The following is a 24191-nucleotide window of genomic DNA, read 5'->3' on the forward strand; positions in this document are numbered from 1 at the left end:
AAAAGGTTTTACTCATTCTTACAGACAAAGTGAGGGAAGATGATGATCCGTGAACCCGAACGTTGGTCGGTAACGGATTTGGTTCAACATCTTTACCGCAAGCTGGAAGACGACGATAGCTTAAAAGGGGTGTGGGTGGAAGGGGAGATTTCCAATTTCTCGCAACACACCCATAGCCGCCACATGTATTTCACTTTGAAAGATGAAAATGCCACCCTGAATGCAGTGATGTTCGCAGGCAACAATCGCCGCTTGCGATTTGTCCCCAAAAATGGGGACCGGGTGCTGGTCAAGGGTTATGTTTCCATCTATCAAAAAAGTGGAAGCTTGCAACTTTACGCCCAAGACATGCGTTTGAGCGGAGTGGGCGACTTGCATGTGGCGTTTCAGCGCTTGAAAGAGCAGTTGGCTGCTGAAGGGTTGTTTGATGCCCCGAAAAAAGCTATTCCCGCGTTTCCCAGAACCGTTGGCGTGATCACTTCCGCACATGGAGCGGCGGTGCGCGACATTATCTCGACGATGCGCCGCCGCTATCCCCTCACGCGCATTTTGTTGCATCCTGTGTCGGTTCAGGGGGAAAAAGCGGCTTCGGAGATCGCAGCGGCGATTGACCGGATGAACCTGCACCTGGAAGCAGATGTGTTGATCGTGGGGCGGGGCGGCGGTTCGCTTGAGGAGTTGTGGGCGTTTAATGAAGAGATCGTGGCCCGCGCCATTTATCGTTCTCAGGTACCCGTGATTTCCGCAGTGGGTCATGAGACAGACGTGACGATCAGTGATTTTGCGGCTGACGTGCGAGCGGCGACACCAACCGCCGCTGCTGAGCTGGTGGTTCCCCATGTGGAAGATCTGAAAGCGCGGGTCGCATTGCTATCTCAACGGTTGTTACGGGCGCAAATGGCTGTACTTGATCGGGCTCGTGAGCGGTTGGAGAAAAGCGTGGATCGACCGATTTTTAAATATCCCCATGCCCGTTTGCACCAATACGTGCAACGGCGCGATGAGTTGGAGGCTAGATTGGAGCGTGCCATGGTGCAGCTTGTCAGGGAGAAACGCCAAAGCTTGGCAAATGAGCGTGTCCGGTTGGCCGCGCATCATCCCCAAGAACGGATCAGACAACTGCGTGAACGCGTCGCCGTCTTGGAGCGCAATCAGCGCCAGGCGATGTTGCAACAGTTAAACGGTATGCGCCAGAAGCATCTAGCATTGGTGGCTCAATTGGACGCCCTAAGTCCGCTCAAAGTGATGCAACGCGGCTATTCGCTCGTGTACCGACACGCAAACGGTGAGTTGGTGAAATCAAGGCAACAAGTCCGGCCTGGAGATCTGATCCGGGTACGGGTGGCTGACGGCCAACTCAAATGTCAAGTTTGGAGATCGGAGGCAAATGGCGATGAGTGATCCAATCGATCTGACGCAACTGGAGTCGCTCCCCTTTGAGAAGGCGTTGGAGCGGCTGGAAGAAGTGGTGCAGCTGTTGGAACGGGGAGACGCACCCCTGGAACAGGCCATCCAGTTGTTCGATGAGGGGATGAAGCTTTCCCACCTCTGCGGGAAAAAGCTTGAGTGGGCCGAACAACAGGTGGAAATGTTGATGCAAGAAAACGGGGAATGGATAAAAAAACCGTTTGTGGCAGAGGAGGACTTGGATTAGGTGCAGATACAAAGCTACATGAGAGAAAAAGCCAAGCTCGTACATCAGGCCCTTGACGATTACACAGCCGGATTAGAAGGGATTCCTTCTGTTTTGAAGGATGCCATGCGGTATTCTCTTTTAGCCGGAGGTAAGCGTTTTCGGCCTGTTCTTGTCTTGGCGACAGTGGAAGCGCTTGGGGGAAACACTCAGCAAGCGTTGCCTTTCGCTTGTGCCATTGAAATGATTCACACTTATTCCCTGATACATGATGATTTGCCAGCAATGGATGATGATGATGTGCGCCGTGGTATGCCGACAAATCATAAAGTCTATGGCGAAGCGCACGCGATATTGGCGGGTGACGCCTTGCTGACGGAAGCGTTCGGGATTATGGCCCGCGCGGCAGGAGAAACGGGAGTTGCACCGGAAGTGGCTTTGGCGCTGATCAATGAAGCCTCCGTGGCTGCAGGTGCCAAAGGCATGGTTGGCGGTCAGGTGGACGACTTGCTAGGCGAAGGGCGCACGGTGACGCTGGCTGAACTGGAAAGCATTCACCACCGGAAAACGGGAGACCTGATCGCGTTTTCTGTACGTGCAGGAGCAATGGTAGCTGGCGCAGATGAAGAGGCTTTGGCGGCTTTGACCCGATATGCGTATCGGTTGGGATTGGCGTTTCAAATTCAAGACGATATTTTGGATGTCATCGGAGATGCTGTGCTGATCGGCAAGCCGGTTGGTAGTGACGAAGCCAATCAAAAATCTACGTATCCCGCTTTGCTCGGGCTGGAGGAGTCTAAAAAGCGACTCAATGAAATAACCGAGCAAGCCAAAAACGCCATCATCGGGCATGATGGGATCAATCCGGAGCGGTTGCTTCAAATTGCCGACTATCTTTTGGCTCGCGACAGGTAAGTTCTGCAAGGTGCTAAGGCGATAAGCTTATGCTATAATAAAATGTACTACTGAAGAGTGGCGCAGTATTCTAGTCAGCCCACCACCTCTGAAGGCGGGCCTAAAAATCCGCTAAAGGGCACATCGATGAAGTTCTTGGTGTTGGCTTGTGGCGCCCAGCTATGGGCTGATGCTGAGAGTTAAGGTTGAAGGGCGATCCGCAATGGCATGCGGGCGTTGACCCTTCTTCCGCGGAGGCCCAATGTTCGTCGTGTACGCTCTCATGCGGGAACGACGGCTTGGGGTATGAACCTGCATCTCGGGATCAACTGGGTGTAGCGTAGCCTGCCTTGAGTGACAGGGTGGGGATATCGTGCTCCGCTTCAAAGCGGAACGCGGTTGAAAGCTCTGTTGCAAAAGAGGCTAGGAGACTGGAACGGGCTGTTGAGGAAAACTCCTAGACTGTTTGCCAAAAAGGCATGGCCATCTAGGGATTAAAGTGCGGACTGAGTGGCAGTCCAGTCCGGCATTCGGTGACGGTGCCGAGAGGGGTTGTAAAGGGAAACCGCCAGATCGGCGACGATCGGGATACCCCTTTGGGAAAGCCTACTGGACCTAAGCCGCAGAGTTTACCTAGGTTGTCGCCACTCTTCTCACATATAGGGTTGAAAACCGGGGAAATTACATAGGGATGAAGAGTTAAGCTGCGAAAACCGGTCCATCATGAGACCGGCATTTTTCTGGAATGTTGGGGATGAAGGGGATTTTTACCTGATGGTTTCATTACTCCGAAAATCTATGCGCTGGGCGATTACTGTCAGTCTGATATCCGCATTTATCGCCTGTATTTTGACCGTCTCTTCCCAAACCGTGCTTCGAGGGATGTCCTGGGGTGGGGGGATGATGGTCCTGCTGATGATTGTGGCGATCGGGATCGGATTTGACATGTTGGGCATCGCCGCCGCGGCCGCTTCTGAGAAACCGCTTCACGCCATGGCGGCCCAAAAGATTCCCGGAGCCAAAGAAGCCATTGGCATCGTGAGGCGGGCAGACCAATTCTCCAACTTCTGCAATGACGTCGTTGGCGATATCAGTGGAGTGATCAGTGGTGCAGTCGCTGTTGCCGTGGTGGCTTCATTTGTGATATCTTTCCCAGAATTAAAGCTAAGTAGCGGGGCGGTCGATATCGTGTTGGTTTCGCTCATCTCCGCGCTTACTGTTGGGGGAAAGGCGCTCGGCAAGACCTTATCCATTCATTATTCCAATCAGATCATATTCAGGGTTGGTAAATTTTTTTATTGGATAAACCGACAGTTTCGACTGTCTTTGTTTCATGTGAAATCGAATAAGAAAAGAAAGCGAAAGCGAGGCGTTATCCGTGCTCCTCGAACAGATTAATTCTCCGGATCAACTTAAACGGTTGTCTGTGGAAGAATTGCCGAAATTAGCAGAGGAAATCCGTCAATTTCTTATAGAGAGTTTATCCAAAACAGGAGGCCATTTGGCGTCCAATCTGGGCGTGGTTGAGTTGACCATCGCCCTGCATTATTTGTTTGACAGTCCACGGGACAAAATGTTGTGGGACGTGGGGCATCAAGCATATGTGCATAAAATTTTGACAAATCGCCGGGAGATGTTTCCCACCTTGCGGCAATACAAAGGATTGTGTGGATTCCCGAAAATGCGGGAAAGTGAACACGATGTGTGGGAAACAGGGCACAGTAGTACATCCCTGTCTGGTGCGATGGGGATGGCTACAGCCCGTGACCTCAAAGGCGAGGACAATAAAGTGATCGCCATCATCGGTGATGGGGCTCTGACAGGTGGAATGGCGCTGGAGGCGTTGAACCACATCGGCGAAACCAAGAAAGATCTGATGGTCATCTTGAACGACAACGAGATGTCGATCAGTCCTAACGTGGGCGCGTTGCACAACCATTTGGCGCGCTTGCGGACCAACAAAAGTTACAACAAAATCAAAGAAGAAGTAGAACAGCTGCTTATGAAGATCCCCACGGTAGGCGCACCTTTTGCCAAAACGGTGGAGCGGATCAAAGATAGCTTGAAATATCTAGTCGTCTCCGGTGTCCTGTTTGAAACTCTCGGATTTACTTATATCGGTCCTGTGAATGGCCACAAGCTGGACGAATTGATGGAGAGCTTGCGATTGGCCGGCAAAACAAAAGGGCCGGTGTTGGTTCACGTCGTGACCAAAAAAGGATATGGCTACAAACCCGCTGAAAATGATTCTGTTGTGTATCACGGCGTCGGCACATACAAAATCGAATCGGGCGCGTTCCAGAAAAAAGCGGGCGGGGCGCCTGCGTACCCAGCGGTGTTTGGAGACACTTTGGTTCGTTTGGCAGCGAACGATGAGCGAATTGTGGCTGTGACGCCCGCGATGTTGACGGGCTCCAAATTGGAGAAGTTTCAAGCGGCTTATCCTGATCGGTGTTTCGATGTGGGAATTGCTGAACAACATGCGGTCACTTTTGCCGCCGGTTTGGCAACACAAGGGATCAAGCCGGTGTTGGCCATTTATTCTACTTTCTTGCAGCGTGGCTACGACCAAGTGGTGCATGACGTGTGCCGCCAGAACTTACCTGTGGTCTTTGCCATTGACCGGGCCGGCTTTGTCGGCGAGGATGGTGAGACGCACCAAGGGATCTACGACATCAGCTTCTTGCGAAACCAACCGAACTTGGTCATCATGATGCCGAAAGACGAAAATGAATTGCAGCACATGTTGTATACGGCGTTAAACCATGATGGCCCCATTGCTGTCCGCTATTCCAAAGAAGCTGGGGTAGGCGTGCCTATGGATGAGGAATTCCGCACCATTCCGATCGGCAAGTCAGAATGTGTGCGGGAAGGGAATGATGTGGCGATTCTGGCGTTCGGCAACATGGTGCCCATCGCTTTGGCCGCAAGTGAGCGCTTGGCGGCTGACGGCATTGAAGCTCGCGTGATCAACGCTCGGTTTGCAAAACCGCTCGACACGGAGTGCCTGGATGAGTTGGCGCGGGAGCAGATTCCGGTGTTTACGGTGGAAGAGGCTTGCATCGCGGGTGGATTTGGTAGCGCCGTATTGGAATACTACGCCGCTCAGGAACAAGTTGGGATGGTTGTAAAAGTGTTGGGTGTGCCAGATTATTATGTAGAACACGGCAGCATTGCCGAGCAACGCGCCGAGGTGGGGCTTACACCTGACGCAATCGCCGAAGAAGTGCGGCGACACGTTGCGCAAAAAATCCAGAAAGCATGAGGGTTGCAAGTGGAAAAAGAACGTCTTGACATATTGCTTGTGAATAAAGGCCATTTTGCAAGTCGTGAACAAGCGAAACGCTCCATTATGGCCGGCCTTGTATTGGTGAATAATGAACGGGTGGACAAAGCGGGGATGAAAATCCCCGTTGATGCCGTGATTGAGGTGAAAGGCGAGCTTCATCCTTATGTTTCTCGCGGTGGGTTGAAGCTGGAAGAAGCCCTGCGGGTTTTTCCGATTCAAATGGAGCAACGCGTAGTGCTAGACATCGGGGCATCCACGGGTGGTTTCACTGATTGTGCGTTGCAAAATGGGGCGAAACAAGTGTACGCCATCGATGTCGGATATGGACAATTGGCTTGGAAATTGCGCCAAGACGAACGTGTGATCGTGATGGAGCGCACCAATTTCCGATACCTTGAACCAGAAGACCTCAAAGGAGCGACTCCTGACTTTGCGGTGATCGATGTGTCTTTCATTTCCCTTAAACACATCTTGCCGACACTGAAAAAGCTGTTGCAACCACAAGGGGAAGTGATTGCGCTGATCAAGCCGCAATTTGAAGCCGGCAAAGAACAAGTGGGCAAAAAGGGAATCGTCAAGGACCCAGCCGTTCACCGACAGGTATTAAGCCGTTTTGTGCAGATGGCCACTGAGCTTGGCTTTGATGTGCGGGGGTTGGCCCCTTCTCCGATCAAAGGAGGCGAAGGGAACATCGAGTTTCTCGGTTACTTGGTTTTGGAAGAGGCCATGACGCCAGGCGACTTGTCCGAAGATATCGCGCAAGTTGTAATGGCGGCCCATAACAGATTCTAAAGGAAGCACGAGGCGCCCATAAGCTGGGTGGCAGATCCCGCTAATCTCTCATTGGTGGCAGGGTTCTCCGCCCTTGATGCGAATAATTAGGAAAAGGGGGGAGGGGAATGGCCCAACAACCTGGAGATACCCTCGTTCTTTTTCTGATATTGGGCGCCATCTTGTATTTAATCGCCACCCAATTCATACCGCGCTTCAGGGGCAATCCTCCCTCGGAGCCAAAGGAGGAATTCCGGGGAGAAGTGCCTGATCTGTTGAGGGAAAACGGGTATGAAGTCATAGGCGGCAAAGAGAGAATCCCTCTTTCGATCGAGATGGATGACAAGGAATATGAGAGTCGCCTGTACATTGATTATATCGCCAGACAAGACGAGGAATGTTATATTGTAATCGTGGCGAGGCAACGAAAGCCTCTGCGGTTGTCAGGTGCTGGATTGCGCGACTTTTTCCTCGCGTATTATCTGTTGTGTCAACCTGATGGCTTGTTATACGTCGATCGTGAAAAAAGAACGGTCAAGCGCATTTTTTTTGATGTGCCAGAGTTGCCGTTTCACGCCAAACGGTCGCGAGCTGGGTTAGCGGTGTACGGCGGTATAGGTTTGGGTGCGCTTTTGTTGTGGTTGATACTATTCTGACGGATTTGAGAGATAGAGGTGGAACTGTTGAAAACCATCGGCATCACAGCGAACCAAAGCAAATCGAAGAGTGTGCAAGTAGCGGAGCGATTGGTTCACCTCTTGGAGGAACGCGGGGCTGAAGTCCTTGTGGACAACGCTTTGGCCATGCGATTAGAACGGCCGGATCTTGGGTTGGAATTGGAGCGATTTACCGAACGCGTGCAATTGGTTTTCGTGTTGGGAGGGGACGGGACGCTCCTCGGCGTGGCCCGGCGTTTTGCCGCGGCGGGATTGCCGATCTTGGGGTTCAACTTGGGACAGCTAGGTTTTCTGTCGGAAGCGGAGCCGGATGATCTGTCTATGACCGTCGACCGTGTGTTGAATGAGGATTATACCATTGAACAGCGGCTGATGCTTGAAGCTGAGGTGTTGCGTGGCAACGAGGTAGTCGAAACGGGGATTGCTCTGAATGACATCGGCATTTCCAAAGGTTCGTTCGGACGGATGATCCAATGTACGGCTTATATGGATGGGATGTTTCTGGGGACATATTCCGGTGATGGCTTGATCGTCTCCACGCCAACCGGGTCAACGGCGTATTCGCTTTCTTGCGGAGGGCCGATTGTTTATCCGGGCATACAGGTGCTTTTGCTGACACCGATTTGCCCTCACACCCTAACATCGAGGCCCATGGTTCTTCCTGCAGAAGCGGTGTTGGAAATCCATGTTTCCGCCGTCCATCGCGAAATGGCGATTACCATCGACGGGCAGATCGGATATTGTTTGAGGGAAGGGGACGTAGTGCGGGTGAAACGCTCCCGCACTCCCGCACACCTTATCAAATGGCAAGACCGTTCTTTTTTTGAAGTGGTTAGGAAAAAACTTCAAGGAGAAAGTGTGGACAGTAGGGTAGGAGGAAAGTGATGAAGGCTCAGCGTCATATTAAGATTCGTGAAATCATCAGCATGAAGGAGATAGAAACCCAAGACGAATTGGTGGAAGAGCTGAAGAAGGCGGGTTATAACGTAACGCAAGCCACTGTTTCCCGGGATATCAAGGAATTGCAGTTGGTGAAAGTGCCCACCTCCAAGGGAATCTATAAATATTCAGTGCCGTCTGAAGACAAGCGGATCAATCCGCTCAAAAAACTGAAGCGCACCTTGCAGGAATCGTTTGTCTCCATTGATGCGAGTGAAAATCTGATCGTATTGAAGACATTGCCGGGCAACGCTCATGCGATCGCTGCTTTGATGGATCATCTGGATTGGGATGAGTTATTGGGGACACTGGCGGGAGATGACACCATATTGATTATTTGCCGTTCGAAAGAAAAAGCACCAGAGCTAGTGCAACGCTTCTTGGATCTGGTATAAGGGGCGATAGGAAGAGATGCTCAAAGAACTCGTTATTCGCCAATTTGCGATCATTGAAGAGGTTCGGCTGCAATTGAGTGAAGGTTTTCATGTTTTGACGGGCGAAACGGGTGCCGGTAAGTCTATTTTGATTGACGCACTCGGATTGGTGATCGGTGGGCGCGCCTCTGCAGAATTTGTGCGGTACGGCGCGGACAAGGCGGAGATCGAAGCTGTGTTTGAAGTATCTGCTTCCCATCCTGCCTATGCGTTGCTCCAGGAGTGGGGTTTTGCCGCTGATGAGTTAGACACCTTAATCATCCGCCGGGAAATCACCGCAAACGGTAAAAGCGTCTGCCGAATCAATGGCCGTACGATCACGCTTGCCATGCTCAAACAGATGGGGCAGACGCTGTTGGACATTTCTGGACAGCATGAACACCAAGCCCTCTTGCGCGTAGAAGAGCATTTGTCCTGGCTGGATACGTTTGCGGGGAAAGAAGTGATCGCCTTCAGGGAGCAGTATCAGGCCCGGTTCCGAGAATATCAGGCGCTCAAGAAAGAATTGGCTCGCTATCGTATGGATCAGCAGGACTTGGCGTACCGTGTGGATATGTTGCAGTTTCAGGCACAAGAGATTGAAGCCGCGGCATTGGTGCCGGGCGAGGAGGAAGAACTTGAGCAAGAGCGCAGCCGCCTGGCTCACGCCGAAAAACTGATGATGCATACCACTCACGCTTACCAACACTTAAACGGCGAACAAGGCGGATTGGAGCAGGTGCAGGAAGCGTTGACGCATTTGGAAGGAATGGCGGAAGTGGATGAGTCGCTTAGCGGTTTGTTGGAAAGCGCTCAATCCGCTTATTATCAGCTGGAAGAGGCAGCGCGCGCCATTGGTCGTTACCGGGATGCGTTTGAATATGATCCAGGTCGCCTGAATGAGGTGGAAGAGCGCTTGCACTTGATTAAGCAGCTGAAGCGGAAGTACGGCGATTCGATCGAGGAAATTCTGGCTTACGGGGACAAGGTTCGTCAGGAATTGAGTCAACTGGAACATCGAGAAGAATCTGTGGCTGAATTGGAAGAGAAGATTGCTACCGCGGAAACCGACCTTTATGCGTTGGCTAAAACACTGACCCAATTGCGCAAAGAAGCTGCTGCCCAACTGGAAACCAAAGTGGAGCAAGAGCTGGCTGATCTGAATATGGCTTCAACCGTATTTCATGTGGCTTTTTATTCTGAAACATACCAAGCGAATGAACTGTTGCCACATGGGCAGGATATGGTGGAATTCCAAATCGCACCCAATCCGGGCGAACCGCTCAAGCCTCTCACCAAAATTGCCTCCGGCGGGGAATTGTCACGGATCATGCTGGCACTAAAATGCATTTTTACCGCCACCGACAGTGCGGACACCTTGGTCTTCGATGAAATCGACACTGGGGTGAGCGGACGAGCGGCCCAGGCGATTGCTGAGAAAATCGCGGTGGTCGCCAGACAAAATCAAGTCTTGTGCGTTACCCACCTGCCGCAAGTGGCCTGTATGGCAGATCATCATTTTTATATTTCCAAAGAGCTAAAAGAGGATAAAACGTGTACCAAAGTGGATCGCCTCGACCGTCGCGGCCGCACCATGGAGTTGGCCCGGTTGTTAGGTGGAGTGGAAGTGACCAACCGCACGATGCAACACGCGGAAGAGATGATCCGTTTGGCTGAAAAAGTGAAGCGTTATGGATAAATGCCGTTGATCGAATTCAAGGGGGATGCCTTTGGTCGGTCAAAGGCATTTTTTATGTTGGGGAGGAAGCATTTGTCGAACATAAAAGCCCAAGGGCGCGGTTAACTTAAAGTTAGTAAAGACCACGAATTAGGCGGAGGGGTAGGCGGGAAGCTTGAGGAGAGTGATGATGAAAATGAACAGGATTTCAGCAAAAAAGTTCTTTGGCTTTCTCCTCGTGCTTCTCATCATGTTGGGAAGTACCACCACGACATTTCGTCAATTTACCAACTTTCCCCGGGAAATTCGTCTCCTTCAGGGAGAATGGCGCAAGCTTCAGCTCTCCATGCCTGTAACAGCTACGGCTAATGTTTCCAATCCAGCTGTTCTTCATGTGAATGGTGCGGCAAACGCCCGCGTGCCGCTTGATCTCAAGCAGCCAATGACCTTGTCGCCGCAAGCGGTCGGCAAGACGCAACTGACTTTGAAGTTGTTTGGGAAGCTGCCGATTAAACAGGTGGATGTCCAAGTCTATCCCCAGTTGAAAGTGGTACCGGGAGGACAATCCATCGGCGTCAAATTGCGTTCAGATGGGGCATTGGTCGTGGGGCATCATGTGGTGCATACCAAAAATAAAGAAGTGAAATCTCCGGCCGAACAAGCCGATATTCGCGTCGGGGATTATTTGGTACGCATGAATGGCAAACCGGTGAAGGAAATCAGGGATGTGGCTGATGCCGTCAATCAGGCCGGCAAAGAGAAGCGGGTGCTAAACATGGTTGTCATGCGTGATGGGAAGAAGAGAACCGTGTCGATTCGACCTGTGTTTGACGAAAAAGAGCAGATGTATCGTTTGGGTCTTTACATCAGGGATTCCGCGGCGGGAGTAGGAACGCTCACTTTTTACGACCCGACTCATCAGGTATATGGCGCATTGGGACATGTTATCACCGACATGGACACCGGCCAGCCGATTCGGGTGGGTGATGGAAAAATCGTGCAATCGAGTGTGACATCGATTCAAAAAGGGGAATCAGGGGAGCCTGGAGAAAAACGGGCGATATTCTTCCAGGAGAATCAGGTCTTGGGCAATATCAAGAAAAACACGCCATTCGGGATATTCGGGCAATTGGGCGACATGCCCGGAGCAGGCGAAGCGAAACAGGCGATTCCTGTCGCCTTGGCCGATCAGGTGAAAGAAGGACCGGCCAAAATCTTAACAGTCGTTGAAGGGCAAAAGGTGGAAGCGTTTGATATACAAATCCTGCATGCGCTACGGCAAAAGTATCCGGCAACCAAAGGCTTGATCATCAAAGTAACTGACCCGCGTTTATTGAAAAAAACCGGGGGCATTGTACAAGGGATGAGCGGTAGCCCGATCCTTCAAAACGGTAAATTAGTCGGAGCTGTGACCCATGTGTTCGTCAATGATCCGACTTCTGGTTATGGAACGTTTATCGAATGGATGTTGCAGGATGCGGGCGTAATGCAAACTTCAGCGGGTACCCTTTCGGGTTCCGCTGTGTTTTTTGTGTTACAATAACGGAAAATTGGGAAAGGAAGGCGGAGGAAATTGATCAGCGAGTGGATCAGACAATCCAACAAAACGGTTGTTTTTACAGGTGCGGGAATGTCGACGGAAAGCGGGTTGCCGGATTTTCGCTCTGCTAAGCAAGGAATATGGCAGGATAAAGATCCGACCTATTATGCAAGTACCTATGCGCTGACTCATCATCGTGACGCATTTATCCAGTTTTATCGCCAGCGGATCAAAAGCTTGCTCAAGGTAAGACCTCACGAAGGGCATACGGTGTTGGCTGAATGGGAAAAGAAAGGTTGGATCGATGGCATTGTTACGCAGAATGTCGACGGGCTTCATCAAGCGGCGGGCAACAAGCGGGTAGCTGCGTTGCACGGTAGCTTGCGGGAGCTTTTTTGCATGGAGTGCCAGAAGACCTACCCTGCGCAACAGTATGAGACAGACACCGGAACAAAGTGTGATTGCGGCGGTTTTATCCGCCCGAAGGTGGTACTGTTTGGGGAAAATTTGCCGGAGCAGGAGGTAGCGCGGGCTGAAGCGCTGATTGACGGAGTGGAATTGTTGATTGTACTGGGTTCTTCCTTGCAAGTGAGTCCGGCCAACTTCTTTCCCGTTCGTGCAAAGGAACAAGGGGCCAAGCTGGTCATCATCAATTGGGAGCCCACTGATTTTGACGCTGAGGCCGATTTGGTGGTAAACGGGGAGAAGATTGGTGTTTGGCTACGGCATGTGCATGCCGAACTGTTAATAAAAAACAAGCCCGTTGGTTAAACTTAACGCAACGGGCTTGTACGTTTATCAGGCAGCTTGTTTTATTTCAGCCAGATAGGTTTGGCCTTGTTTCTCATCGTATTGTTTTTCCCATTTGGACATTACCACTGCTGCGAGGGAGTTACCAACGACGTTTACCACGGTCCGGGCCATGTCCATGATGCGGTCGACGCCGGCGATGAAGGCCAGACCTTCAGGCGGGATTCCCACTACATGGAGTGTGGCCAAGAGAACGACGAAAGAAACGCCAGGCACACCTGCGATCCCTTTGGAAGTAACCATCAGGGTGAGCAACAAGGTAACTTGTTGGGTCAAGGTGAGATCGATGCCATACATTTGCGCGATGAAAATGGCTGCGATCGCTTGATACAATGTAGAGCCGTCCAAGTTGAAGGAGTATCCGGTCGGAATCACAAAGGAAGTGATCGCTTTGGGGCAACCGAATTTCTCCATTTTTTCAATCAGTTTCGGCAACACGGTTTCCGAGCTGGATGTAGAGTACGCCAAGATCAGTTCGTCTTTCAGGATGCGAATCAATGAGAAGATATTAATGCCGAACAATTTGGCTGTCAGCCCAAGTACGACGAGCACGAAGAACAGCATTGCTGCATATACCAAAATGACCAGTTTGCTGAGCGGGATGAGCGACTGCAAACCAAACTTGGATACGGTTACACCAATCAGGGCGAATACGCCGAATGGTGCGAACTTCATAATGGTGTTGGTCACATAGAACATCGCGTCAGCTACACCTTGGAAGAATTGCAATACCGGTTGGCCCCGTTCGCCGATGGCGGCAACCCCGAGACCGAACATCACCGAGAAGAAGATGATGGCCAGCATGTCCCCTTCAGCCAGAGAAGTGAACAGGTTCGTTGGGACAATGTTGACGAAAGTGTCAACCATGCCATGGTTTTCCACTTCATGGGTGGTATCCACATATTTTTGGATATCTGTTTTTTGAATCGCTTTCATATCGACCCCGGCGCCGGGTTGGAAAATATTGGCTGCCAAAAGCCCGACCAAGAGGGCGATGGTGGTGATGATCTCGAAGTAGAGAATGGTTTTGCCGCCGATTTTGCCAAGTTTCTTAATATCCCCTACACCAGCGACGCCGACAATGATGCTTGCGACGACGATGGGAATGACGATCATCTTGATCAGCCGTAAGAAGATGTCGCCGATTGGTTGTAAGTATTGTTCAATACTGGGGTTACCATAAAAGACGGCACCAACCGCGATCCCCAGGATGAGTCCGATTAAAATTTGCCAAGCTAAGCCAATTTTTTTCATCTTCATATAATCACCTCACGCTATGACTGATATAAGGGATAGATCATCATTTGTTTATAAATTTAGGTGGCAAGGCAAAACATTTGACTAAGTCAATAATTGACATGCTTAATATGTTAAATTATTTTACGTTGTAATTCAACTGGAATAACAATTATAATATTAATCGGAAAATATATGGTATCATTGTTTCGGTAAAATAAAACCGAATGGAGATACCATTCGGCCGGTGAGATTATGTAGAGGGACGGTCAGGGCTTGTCAATTTCTTGTTGCCAGCATGGGTGGGTCCTACGGTGGGTTGCTCTGGCGAGCTTTGTCTGTTTTTCCGCTCTTTTTGCCGTTGTTCCAAGCTACGCTCGTCAGTTTGGTGTCTCATTGTTATCACCTCCTTTTTATATAGGGTTCTTCAATAGGGTGATGAATATTCTAGAATACATAAATGGAATCGTTTAAAAACCAAACGTTCATTTTCACGACATTTACAAATTTTCCGCAATTAGTACCGGGAATTGCAGGAAGATTTTTACGTTTGTCGAATGCAAAAAAGGAAACTGGTATGGATGATTAGGAGGGTCTTTCATTGAATCAGATCCGAGTCATATTAGCGGATGACAATCGGGAATTTGCCGAGCTTTTGAAGGAACATCTTATGAGCCAAGGAGACATTGAAGTGATCGGGGTCGCCCATCACGGTGGCGAAGTGATAGACATGATTAAACAGCGGGTGCCAGATGTGCTCGTGTTGGATATTATCATGCCACATTTGGACGGGTTGGGCGTGTTGGAGCAGATTCAGCAGATGAATTTGCAACCTGTGCCCAAAGTGATCATGCTGACCGCGTTTGGTCAGGAAAACATCACTCAGCGGGCGGTCGAGTTGGGTGCTTCTTATTACATACTCAAACCGTTTGATCTTGACGTTCTTACACATCGCATCCGGCAAATGAAAGGGATCAGCGGCAAGGCGTCGTTTGTGAAAACGTCGCAGGTAAGCATGCCTTCACCACGGGCAAACAACCTGGACGCCAACATCACCAATGTAATTCATGAAATCGGCGTGCCGGCACATATTAAAGGATACTTGTATTTGCGGGAAGCGATATCCATGGTCTACAATGAGGTCGATCTGTTGGGGGCGATCACCAAGTCTTTGTATCCGCGGATTGCTGAAAAATACAATACTACCCCAAGCCGGGTGGAGCGAGCGATTCGCCATGCGATTGAAGTGGCTTGGAGTCGGGGGAATATGGATTCCATCCGCAGTCTGTTCGGTTACACCATCAATGTGTCCAAAGCGAAGCCGACCAACAGTGAATTTATTGCGATGGTAGCCGACAAATTGCGGATCGAGCACAAGGTCGGATAGGGATGGTACTCGAAAACGTAACATTCTACCAATGTTCTAAAGCCGCTGATGTTGCCGGAGAGGATTCTTTGGCAACATCAGCGGCTTATTTTTTTTGGTGATGAAAAAGGAAGTAGATGTAGAGGGCTTCATTTGTGCAAGGTTTTATGATAAGGTCATAATACCTGGTACTAAGATCAGGATACCAACTGGATGCCTCCTGCATTATACGATTGATATGCCCGGAGTGTAATCATAGGAAAGGTGCAATGTCAGTAGGCGGTTTGCAAGTTCAATTGATTTTGACTCGTTCGTTGCGGTGAATCAAAATTCGATGTTCGCGGCGTGCTGTTTCCAGTTCTCGCAGGAGGGCGCGCGCGCTTTCATATTCCCGCGCTTGCAGACATTGGCGGTATCGCCTTTCCAGGGGGGCGATCACATCTCGATGGAAGAGATTGGCCTGATTGGTGTAACGGGGTTTTGGAGGATTGTTTGGTTTTTTCTCTTTGTTGTAAGCCTTATGTTTGGCCATGCGAACCACCTGCCTCAAACATTTAGTAGGGGTGCCAGCGGAGTTGGCGGGCTTTGCAATAGCGTTCATAGACTTGAGGCCAATTGACAACATGCCACCAAGCGTCGATATACTGCCTTCGCTTGTTGGGGTACTTAAGGTAATAGGCGTGTTCCCACACATCCAGCGGCAACAAGGGAACGATGTCCTGTTGTGACAAGTTTTGATGCTTTTCGGCTTGCAGGATTTCGAGTCGGTGGGCACGAGGGCTCCAGACGAGCATGGCCCAGCCTCCTCCTTCCACTTTTTCGGCTGCTTCAGAAAATTGTTTTTTAAAGGCTTCAACGCTACCAAAGTCGTGAATGATTTGCTTTTTAAGCGCTCCGCTGGGTTCGCCGCCGCCACGCGGACTCATTGATTCCCAAAAAAGCGTGTGGAGATAATGGCCGGCGCCGTTGAAAGCCAATTCTCTTTCCCAATGCTTGATCAATGAGAAATCACCGGTTTGTCTCGCGTGCGCCAATTGGGTTTCTGCTTTATTTAAGTCTTCTACATATTTCCTGTGATGTTCTTGATGATGGATGCGCATGGTGGTTTCATCGATGTAGGGTTCAAGGGCATCATATGGATAGGGAAGCGGTGGGAGTTGATGTTGACCAATTGGCACCGGCTGGTAAGCGGAGACAGCAGATGTTTCTTCCTTATACGGTGATTCTTCGGGTTGTCGAGCGGAAGTGGTTATCGTTTCGATCGGTTCCAACAAGCGAGCAAACGATCGCAACCAATGCCGCCATTGTTGTTCCCCCGCTGCCGCGAGATAAGGATCTGGGCTGAACAGCGTGTGTTCGATTTGCGTAAGTTGTTCTCGAAGCCGAACCGAGGTTTCCCGTTGCGCAGGATCTGTTGCTGCCTTTTCTATTTGATTGAGCAGTTTGCGAAAAAAGGAAAAAGATGAGGCCATCGGTTCGCGGGACAAGCCAGGAAGCCAGAATGATGGTGGGTAAGTCATGTGTTTTCCCTCCTCGCGTCTTCACTCTCAAGATATGTGCCCAGTTGGTAAAGGGTGAATGGCGGCACAAAAAAACATCCGCAGGTTGTGCGGATGACTAAGTTTGAGTTATGAGGCGAAAAGACGCCTGTGTGTCAATAACCCGGCTTGTTGCGGTAGGTGGGATCGTTTTGTTTGCCGATCAGGCGTGGCTGGATTCGTTTCCGTTTGCGGTCATGGTGGAAGAGGAAGCCGCCGATCAGTGCTAATCCTGCGATGAGCAAGACGAGTCCGCCAATGAAAGGAAGCCAAGCCATCCCTTGGCCACCAAAATAGTTGAACAAGACGTCCCGCATCAAGGTCCAACCGTAAATGGCCAAAGCGCCGGGCACGCACATGATAATGATGGCGATAATCCGTTGGTATACCGGTTTCATGTCGCATCCGTCCTTTCTGTGGTCAAGGCTAATAGTACCTTATTTTGACGCCGATGGCTAGCCTGCGTTCCAATTAGCCCCGAGCACAAGTTAATCGTCCCTACCTAGTGTGGTAAGATAAGGGGCGGATGGTTGAAAGGAGGGTGCAAGTTGCAAACTTTTTTGATCGTTGGAGGCGGAGAAGACGGCAAAACGGTGTTGGACATGTTGGCTTCAGTCGACTTTATTACTGTGGTCGGCATGGTGGATGCAGCGCCGGATGCCCCCGGTATGGTGGAGGCACGTAAGCGGGGGATTCCAACTTCCACGGATGTGCAAACGTTCCTTGCTCCCCCTCCGGATGTGATTTTGGACGTGACGGATACAGATGAGGTGGAGGGGCGGCTGAAAGAAATAGCATCACCTCAAACACATGTGATTTCCGGTGTTGTGGCCCGATTGATGGTTAAGCTGGTAGGAGAAGCGTGGAAGCGGCGGCAAAATGAACTGGAAGCGGTCGTCAATTCGACACATGACGGGATGATTGCCGTTAACCAACACGGAGAAGTGACGCTGTTCAATAAGGCGGCAGGGCGAATGACCGGCGTTGATCCGGCAAAGTCTTTGGGAAAACCAGTTACTGAAGTCATCCCCAACACGCGTTTGGGTGTGGTCATTAAGGAGGGGATCAGTGAATTGAATCGCCGGCAAACGCTGGAAAATGGATTGGAAATAATCACCAGCCGTGTGCCGGTCAAGGCGCCGGACGGCAAAGTGATCGGAGCCGTCGCCGTCTTTCGTGACATCAGCGAGATCAAACAGCTCACACAGCAAGTGCTTGATTTGGAGAGTATGAAAAGCATGTTACAGGCGATTATCAACTCTTCTGATGACGCTATTTCCGTCGTGGATCAAGATGGTATGGGCATACTGATTAATCCCGCCTACACCCGGCTGACGGGACTAACGCCTGAACAGGTGATCGGGAAACCGGCTGAAACGGACATTTCCGAAGGGGAGAGCCTGCACAAAAAAGTGTTGAAAACGCGTCAACCAGCTCGAGGGGTGCACATGAAAGTAGGTCCGCACCACAAAGAAGTGGTGGTAAATGCAGCTCCCATCATCATCGGTGATGAGTTGAAGGGAAGTGTGGGCATCATCCACGATGTTACCGAGTTGAAACAATTGAGTCGCGACTTGGAACGGGCGCGCCGCATTATTCGCACCTTGGAGGCGAAATACACATTTGAGGACATCATCGGCAACAGTGAGCCGATGTGCCACTCCCTGGCACAAGCGAAGCAAGCGGCACAGACGCGGGCGACGGTGCTGCTACGCGGGGAATCCGGCACAGGCAAGGAGTTGTTTGCCCATGCGATTCACAATGCGAGCGACCGTAAATACAACCAGTTTGTGCGTGTCAATTGTGCCACCTTGTCCGAGTCGCTATTAGAGAGTGAATTGTTCGGGTATGAAGAAGGGGCATTTACCGGAGCCAAACGGGGCGGAAAAAAAGGCTTGTTTGAAGAGGCGAGTGGAGGCACGATTTTCCTGGATGAGATCGGAGAATTGAGTTTAAGCACCCAAGCCAAGCTGTTGCGAGTGTTGCAAGAGAAAGAAGTGCTTCGGGTCGGAGGAACCAAATCAATTCCTGTCGATGTGCGCGTCATAGCGGCGACAAATGTGTATCTGGAAAAAGCAATTCAGGAAAAACGCTTCCGTGAAGATCTGTATTACCGGTTGAATGTATTGCCTATACATATCGCCCCGCTTCGCATGCGCAAAGAAGATTTGTATGATTTATCCCTGCATTTAATCAAAAAGTTTAATCAAGAGTACGGCCGGCAAGTTGAAGACATCGGAGAGGACGCTATTCATGTGCTATCCCAGTACGATTGGCCTGGAAATGTGCGTGAATTGGAGAATGTGCTGGGTCGGGCTATGATCAATATGGCGTTCAATGAAAGACGCATGCGGCGCGAACATATTCCACCACTGGACCTTTCCCGCATGATACAGCCGACGGCGACACCCTCTGTTCCCGATGCAATTGTCGGCAAACCGCTGAAAGAAGTTTTGGCACAAACGGAACGGGATTACATTTTGCAGGTGGTTGCGGCATGTGGCCAAAACAAAACGGAAGCGGCGCGGAGGTTGGGCATCTCCATCCGCAGCCTTTATTACAAATTGGAGCGGTATGGAGTGCTGTGACACTGCAATTTTTTGCATGAAGAGAATTGCAGACATTTTGCAATCCGTTGCAAATGGTTTTATTTACAATTTAAATAAAAAAACAGGAAGCATCTTGCTTTTACGGATTTGTCGATGAGTTGGCACTGCATTTGCATATATGGTATTGCGACCGACTAATCCGAGAAAACTATTTTTAATCTGATTTGATAACAGACAAATACAGTCGGAAAAAAGAGGTGTGTAGGATGATTAAAACATTTGAGGAAGTAGTAAAAAAAGCGGAAACCTTGCCATCTGTCACCGTAGCTGTGGCCCAAGCTGCCGATGAGGATGTGCTGGAGGCGGTACGCGAGGCAAAAGAGCGCAACATTGCAGATTTTCTTCTGTTTGGAGATAAAGATACCATCATCTCCTTAAGCCAAAAAGTTGGCTTGGAGATTGATGCGGCTGCAATCGGTCATGCCGATTCTGACGTTAAAGCCGCTCAAATGGCAGTATCCGCCGTGCGTGAAGGCAAAGCAGATGTTGTGATGAAAGGCATGATTCAAACATCTGATTTCTTGCGTGCGGTTCTCAACAAAGAGTATGGATTGCGTACGGGAAAAGTGTTAAGCCATGTGTCAACGCATGAAGTGGACGGTTATGATCGTCTCATCCACGTGACTGACCCAGCTTTGAATGTGGCGCCGACATTACCAGAGAAGGCCCAAATCGTCCAAAACGTGATCGGCTATTGCCATTCGCTGGGCAATCAAGAACCAAAAGTGGCTGTGCTGGGTGCAGTAGAAGTAGTTAATCCCAACATGCCTCCCACATTGGACGCGGCGGCATTGACACAGATGAACAGACGTGGGCAAATCAAAGGTGGCATCATCGACGGGCCGTTCGCTTTGGACAACGCAGTCTCTGTCCATGCGGCGGAACACAAAGGGATCCAAAGCCCGGTTGCCGGCCAAGCGGATGTCTTGCTTGTTCCTGATATTGAAGCAGGCAACATGTTGTACAAGTCACTTGTTTACTTTGGCAAAAGCAAGGTTGGGGCTTTGGTGCTGGGAGCTGCCGCTCCAGTCGTTTTAACCTCCCGTGCGGACTCTCCTGAAGCGAAACTGTACTCGATCGCTCTGGCGGTACTGCAAGCAGCCAATCAAAAACGCGCATAGTTTAGGGGGAACTACACATGAAAATCTTTGAATACATGGGGAAATACGATTATGAGCAGTTGGTGCTGTGCCATGATGAACAATCTGGTTTGAAAGCGATCATTTGCATCCATGATACCACTCTGGGGCCTGCGCTTGGCGGGACCCGGATGTGGACATATGACAGCGAAGATGCGGCGATTGAAGACGCATTGCGCCTGGCCCGTGGTATGACTTACAAAAACGCAGCAGCCGGACTCAACCTCGGCGGCGGAAAGACTGTTGTCATCGGCGATCCCAAAAAGGATAAAAGCGAAGCACTGTTTAGAGCGTTGGGACGTTACATTCAAGGGTTGAACGGTCGTTATATCACTGCAGAAGATGTGGGAACCACGGTGGAAGACATGGATATCATTCGTGAAGAGACGAAATACGTCACCGGTGTTTCCCCAGCATTCGGTTCCAGCGGAAATCCATCCCCTGTGACCGCCTATGGCGTATACAAAGGAATGAAAGCGGCTTCTAAAGTGGCCTTTGGTGAAGACTCTCTCAAAGGCAAGGTTGTGGCGGTGCAAGGAGTTGGCCATGTCGCTTACAACCTGTGTAAACACCTGCATGCCGAAGGCGCTAAGCTGATCGTGACCGACATCAACCAAGCAAACGTGGATCGTGCCGTGCAAGAATTCGGAGCGGAAGCGGTAAGCCCTGACAAAATCTACGACGTTGATTGCGACATCTTTTCCCCATGTGCACTTGGCGCCATCATTAACGATGAGACGATTGAGCGCCTGACTTGTAAAGTAGTAGCCGGTGCTGCCAATAACCAGCTCAAAGAAGAGAAGCACGGAGAGATGTTGGAACAGAAAGGAATCATCTACGCACCTGATTATGTTATCAATGCGGGCGGCGTGATTAACGTTGCTGATGAACTGTACGGATACAATCGTGACCGGGCGATGAAAAGAGTAGAAACCATTTATGACAACATGCTTAAAGTATTTGAAATTGCAAAGCGCGACGGCATCCCAAGCTATAAGGCAGCTGACCGGATGGCAGAAGAGCGGATCGCAGCTATGCGCAAAACGAGAAGCACATTCCTCGTTAACGGCCAAAGCATTTTGAGTCACAGATAAAAGCGTGGAAGAAACGGAGTGTTTATGGTGGAGCCGATTCGGGTTCTAGCGATTAACCCAGGGTCAACTTCAACCAAAATCGGTGTGTTTGATGATGAAAAAGCGATTTTGGTTGAAACGTTGCGTCATGACCCAGATGAAATCGCGAAGTTTAATGATTTGTTTGAGCAATATCCATTTCGAAAACAAGTGATCTTGGACACCCTTGATCGGGAAGGGATGAACTTGACACGGTTGGATGCAGTGGTGGCGCGCGGTGGGTTGTTGCGCCCCATTCCAGGAGGCACTTATGAAGTAAACGGGCCGATGCTGGACGATTTGCGTTCCGGTGAATACGGCATGCACGCTTCCAACCTCGGAGCGGTGATCGCACATGAGATTGCGTCCCAGTTAAACATCCCTTCGTTTATCGTCGACCCGGTGGTGGTCGATGAAATGGAACCGATTGCCAAGATCTCGGGCATGCCCGCCATCGAACGGCGCAGCATTTTTCATGCGCTAAACCAAAAGGCGGTTGCTCGCCGTGTCGCCAAACAGAACGGAACCAGCTATGAGCAAGTGAACTACATTGTCGCTCATATGGGAGGCGGCATCACCGTCGGCGTGCATGCAAAGGGCCGTGTGATTGATGTGAATAACGGATTGCACGGGGATGGCCCCTTTTCCCCTGAACGGGCGGGAAGCATTCCGGTTGGGGATTTGGTGTCCCTCTGCTTCTCGGGCAAATATTTCGCCAGCGAAATCATGCGCATGATCGTGGGCCGCGGTGGTCTTATGGGATATTTGGGCACGACGGATGCGCGCGAAGTGGAAGAGCGCATTGCACAGGGCGATGAGAAAGCCAAAAGCGTCTATGAAGCGATGGCTTACCAAGTGGCGAAGGAAATCGGGTCGTGCGCCGCAGTGTTGAAAGGAAAAGTGGACGGCATCATTTTGACCGGCGGGCTGGCTTATGGGAAAAGTTTCACCCAAATGATCCAAGAGCGGGTGGAATGGATCGCCCCTGTCCACCTTGTGCCGGGAGAAAATGAACTACAAGCGCTTGTGGAAGGGGCACTTCGCGTTGTGCGTGGCGAAGAGACGGCCAAAAACTATCCACCTGTCGCAGAAAAAGTGGGGGTAACGCATGGCTGAAAACGTAGATTTGGTAGTGTTGGGAGCGGGACCTGGAGGCTACGTAGCCGCAGTTCGCGCTGCTCAATTGGGAATGAAGGTAGCCGTAGTCGAGAAGGAAAAAGTAGGTGGGGTATGTCTTCATAAAGGATGCATTCCTTCCAAAACTCTGCTCAGAAGCGCGGAGATCTACCAGCATGCAAAACATGGAGAGGAATATGGTATCCGCGTGGGGGATGTCACCCTTGACTTTGCCGGCGTACAGGCCAGAAAAGAAAAAGTGGTCAGCCAACTCCACAAAGGTGTGGAAGGATTGCTCAAAAAAAACAAAGTAGATGTGTATAAAGGAGTCGGCCGTATTTTGGGCCCGTCGATTTTCTCGCCGCAACCGGGAACGATTTCGGTGGAGTCCGAAGATGGTGGCGATCCGGTGATGTTGGTTCCGCAATATGTGCTGATTGCAACGGGTTCCCGGCCGCGTACATTGCCAGGGTTGGATGTAGACGGCACGTATGTGATGAATTCGGATCACGCCCTACAGATGCAAGAATTGCCAAAATCGATCATCATCGTTGGCGGTGGCGTTATCGGAATTGAATGGGCATCTATGTTGAGCGACTTTGGTGTCGAAGTGACTGTAGTTGAATTCGCCAATCGGATCTTGCCGTTTGAAGATGAAGATGTCAGCAAAGAGATGGCACGTCTGATGAAAAAGCGCAAAGTGAGAGTGTTGACCAATACTAAGGTCTTGCCTGAAAGCGTATCCAAAGCGGACGGCGTAGTCACATTGCAGGCGGAATCGGGCTCTGAGGTTATTACTTTGACAGCGGAAAAAATGCTCGTTTCCGTGGGCCGGCAAGCCAATATTGAAGACATCGGTTTGCACAACACAGCGATTGAAACCGAAAAAGGCGTCATCAAGGTCAATGAGTTTATGCAAACCAAGGAGAAGCACATCTATGCTATCGGCGATGTGGTCGGCGGTTACCAATTGGCTCATGTGGCTTCCCATGAAGGAATTCTGGCTGTTGAGCATATGGCTGGATTGGACGTACATCCGTTGAATCCGCAAGAGGTTCCGCGTTGTACCTATAGCCGTCCGGAAGTGGGCAGCATCGGACTCACCGAAGCGGAAGCGAAGGAACAAGGATATGAAGTAAAAGTAGGCAAATTCCCATTCCGCGGTGCCGGAAAAGCATTGGTTTATGGTGAACCGGATGGTTTCATCAAAATCGTGTCCGATGCGAAGACGGACGACTTGCTGGGTGTGCACATCATCGGTCCGCACGCTACTGACATGATTTCAGAAGCTGGTTTGGCCAAAGTGCTTGATGCCACCGCTTGGGAAATCTCACAAGTGATTCACCCACATCCGACCTTGTCCGAAGCTTATCTGGAAGCGGCATTGGCCGTTGACGGCAAAGCAATCCATGGGTAATCAAAGGAGGAACC

Annotated in this window: 23 protein-coding genes; 18 read left to right on the top strand and 5 right to left on the bottom strand. The window is 50.5% G+C overall.

Annotated features, from left to right (window positions below; genetic code table 11):
• Positions 1-39 precede the first annotated feature (39 nt).
• The 12 genes from xseA (at position 40) to EDC32_RS04145 (ending at position 12605) form a co-directional block, all read left to right on the top strand.
• Positions 40-1401, top strand: a complete 1362-nt coding sequence (xseA, locus tag EDC32_RS04090) for an exodeoxyribonuclease VII large subunit (RefSeq protein WP_132220112.1) — start codon at positions 40-42, stop codon at positions 1399-1401.
• Positions 1394-1654: an exodeoxyribonuclease VII small subunit gene (xseB, locus tag EDC32_RS04095; protein WP_246026840.1), complete on the top strand. Its 261-nt coding sequence runs from the start codon at positions 1394-1396 to the stop codon at positions 1652-1654. Before xseA ends, xseB begins: the two co-directional genes overlap by 8 nt.
• Entirely contained in the window at positions 1655-2548 is an 894-nt protein-coding gene (locus tag EDC32_RS04100) for a polyprenyl synthetase family protein (protein ID WP_246026841.1), read from the top strand. It begins immediately after the preceding gene.
• A 753-nt stretch (positions 2549-3301) separates the two neighbouring features.
• Positions 3302-3925, top strand: a complete 624-nt coding sequence (locus tag EDC32_RS04105; RefSeq protein WP_246026842.1) for a hypothetical protein — start codon at positions 3302-3304, stop codon at positions 3923-3925.
• A complete protein-coding gene (gene dxs / locus EDC32_RS04110; RefSeq protein ID WP_132220114.1) occupies positions 3906-5792 on the top strand; it encodes a 1-deoxy-D-xylulose-5-phosphate synthase in 1887 nt (628 codons plus the stop codon). Before EDC32_RS04105 ends, dxs begins: the two co-directional genes overlap by 20 nt.
• A gap of 3 nt (positions 5793-5795) precedes the next feature.
• Positions 5796-6608, top strand: coding sequence for a TlyA family RNA methyltransferase (locus EDC32_RS04115; RefSeq protein WP_132220115.1), 813 nt, complete (start codon positions 5796-5798; stop codon positions 6606-6608).
• 107 nt (positions 6609-6715) lie between these two features.
• Entirely contained in the window at positions 6716-7243 is a 528-nt protein-coding gene (locus EDC32_RS04120; RefSeq protein ID WP_132220116.1) for a hypothetical protein, read from the top strand.
• 27 nt (positions 7244-7270) lie between these two features.
• Positions 7271-8149, top strand: coding sequence for an NAD(+)/NADH kinase (locus EDC32_RS04125; RefSeq protein ID WP_132220950.1), 879 nt, complete (start codon positions 7271-7273; stop codon positions 8147-8149).
• Positions 8146-8598: a transcriptional regulator AhrC/ArgR gene (gene ahrC / locus EDC32_RS04130; protein ID WP_029071792.1), complete on the top strand. Its 453-nt coding sequence runs from the start codon at positions 8146-8148 to the stop codon at positions 8596-8598. Before EDC32_RS04125 ends, ahrC begins: the two co-directional genes overlap by 4 nt.
• Before the next feature lie 16 nt (positions 8599-8614).
• Positions 8615-10315, top strand: a complete 1701-nt coding sequence (gene recN, locus EDC32_RS04135) for a DNA repair protein RecN (protein ID WP_132220117.1) — start codon at positions 8615-8617, stop codon at positions 10313-10315.
• A gap of 175 nt (positions 10316-10490) precedes the next feature.
• Positions 10491-11837, top strand: coding sequence for a SpoIVB peptidase (gene spoIVB, locus EDC32_RS04140; protein ID WP_425460164.1), 1347 nt, complete (start codon positions 10491-10493; stop codon positions 11835-11837).
• Positions 11838-11867: 30 nt separating this feature from the next.
• Positions 11868-12605 carry an NAD-dependent deacylase gene (locus EDC32_RS04145; RefSeq protein WP_132220119.1) on the top strand — a complete coding sequence of 246 codons (738 nt, stop codon included), beginning with the start codon at positions 11868-11870 and terminating at the stop codon, positions 12603-12605.
• 27 nt (positions 12606-12632) lie between these two features.
• On the opposite strand, the gene gltP is transcribed toward EDC32_RS04145, so the two are convergent.
• Both gltP and EDC32_RS16235 read right to left on the bottom strand, forming a co-directional pair.
• Complete coding sequence (gene gltP, locus EDC32_RS04150; RefSeq protein WP_132220952.1) at positions 12633-13898, bottom strand: glutamate/aspartate:proton symporter GltP; 1266 nt, start codon at positions 13896-13898, stop codon at positions 12633-12635.
• Between the two features lie 235 nt (positions 13899-14133).
• Entirely contained in the window at positions 14134-14277 is a 144-nt protein-coding gene (locus tag EDC32_RS16235; protein ID WP_022736180.1) for a hypothetical protein, read from the bottom strand.
• A gap of 204 nt (positions 14278-14481) precedes the next feature.
• On the opposite strand from EDC32_RS16235, the gene spo0A reads away from it, so the two are divergent.
• Positions 14482-15267: a sporulation transcription factor Spo0A gene (gene spo0A / locus EDC32_RS04155; RefSeq protein ID WP_022736181.1), complete on the top strand. Its 786-nt coding sequence runs from the start codon at positions 14482-14484 to the stop codon at positions 15265-15267.
• Between the two features lie 271 nt (positions 15268-15538).
• Here spo0A and EDC32_RS04160 read toward each other — a convergent pair whose 3' ends face one another.
• The 3 genes from EDC32_RS04160 to EDC32_RS04170 all read right to left on the bottom strand — a co-directional run bounded on the left by EDC32_RS04160 (position 15539) and on the right by EDC32_RS04170 (position 17182).
• Positions 15539-15778: a hypothetical protein gene (locus EDC32_RS04160; RefSeq protein ID WP_132220120.1), complete on the bottom strand. Its 240-nt coding sequence runs from the start codon at positions 15776-15778 to the stop codon at positions 15539-15541.
• Between the two features lie 22 nt (positions 15779-15800).
• Complete coding sequence (locus tag EDC32_RS04165; protein WP_132220121.1) at positions 15801-16766, bottom strand: superoxide dismutase; 966 nt, start codon at positions 16764-16766, stop codon at positions 15801-15803.
• A gap of 134 nt (positions 16767-16900) precedes the next feature.
• The gene (locus EDC32_RS04170; protein WP_132220122.1) at positions 16901-17182 is read right to left on the bottom strand and encodes a DUF2627 domain-containing protein; all 282 of its coding nucleotides are present in this window, start codon (positions 17180-17182) and stop codon (positions 16901-16903) included.
• 150 nt (positions 17183-17332) lie between these two features.
• Between EDC32_RS04170 and EDC32_RS04175 the strand changes: the two genes are divergently transcribed.
• The 5 genes from EDC32_RS04175 (at position 17333) to lpdA (ending at position 24177) form a co-directional block, all read left to right on the top strand.
• A complete protein-coding gene (locus EDC32_RS04175; protein ID WP_132220123.1) occupies positions 17333-19372 on the top strand; it encodes a sigma-54 interaction domain-containing protein in 2040 nt (679 codons plus the stop codon).
• 227 nt (positions 19373-19599) lie between these two features.
• The gene (gene ptb / locus EDC32_RS04180; RefSeq protein ID WP_022736187.1) at positions 19600-20514 is read left to right on the top strand and encodes a phosphate butyryltransferase; all 915 of its coding nucleotides are present in this window, start codon (positions 19600-19602) and stop codon (positions 20512-20514) included.
• Positions 20515-20531: 17 nt separating this feature from the next.
• Positions 20532-21626: a Glu/Leu/Phe/Val family dehydrogenase gene (locus EDC32_RS04185; protein WP_054095392.1), complete on the top strand. Its 1095-nt coding sequence runs from the start codon at positions 20532-20534 to the stop codon at positions 21624-21626.
• 24 nt (positions 21627-21650) lie between these two features.
• Positions 21651-22760: a butyrate kinase gene (gene buk / locus EDC32_RS04190; protein WP_132220954.1), complete on the top strand. Its 1110-nt coding sequence runs from the start codon at positions 21651-21653 to the stop codon at positions 22758-22760.
• The gene (gene lpdA, locus EDC32_RS04195) at positions 22753-24177 is read left to right on the top strand and encodes a dihydrolipoyl dehydrogenase (RefSeq protein ID WP_132220124.1); all 1425 of its coding nucleotides are present in this window, start codon (positions 22753-22755) and stop codon (positions 24175-24177) included. Before buk ends, lpdA begins: the two co-directional genes overlap by 8 nt.
• Positions 24178-24191: the final 14 nt, after the last annotated feature.

Source organism: Laceyella sacchari (assembly GCF_004343255.1).
In the GTDB taxonomy this organism is placed as follows: domain Bacteria; phylum Bacillota; class Bacilli; order Thermoactinomycetales; family Thermoactinomycetaceae; genus Laceyella; species Laceyella sacchari.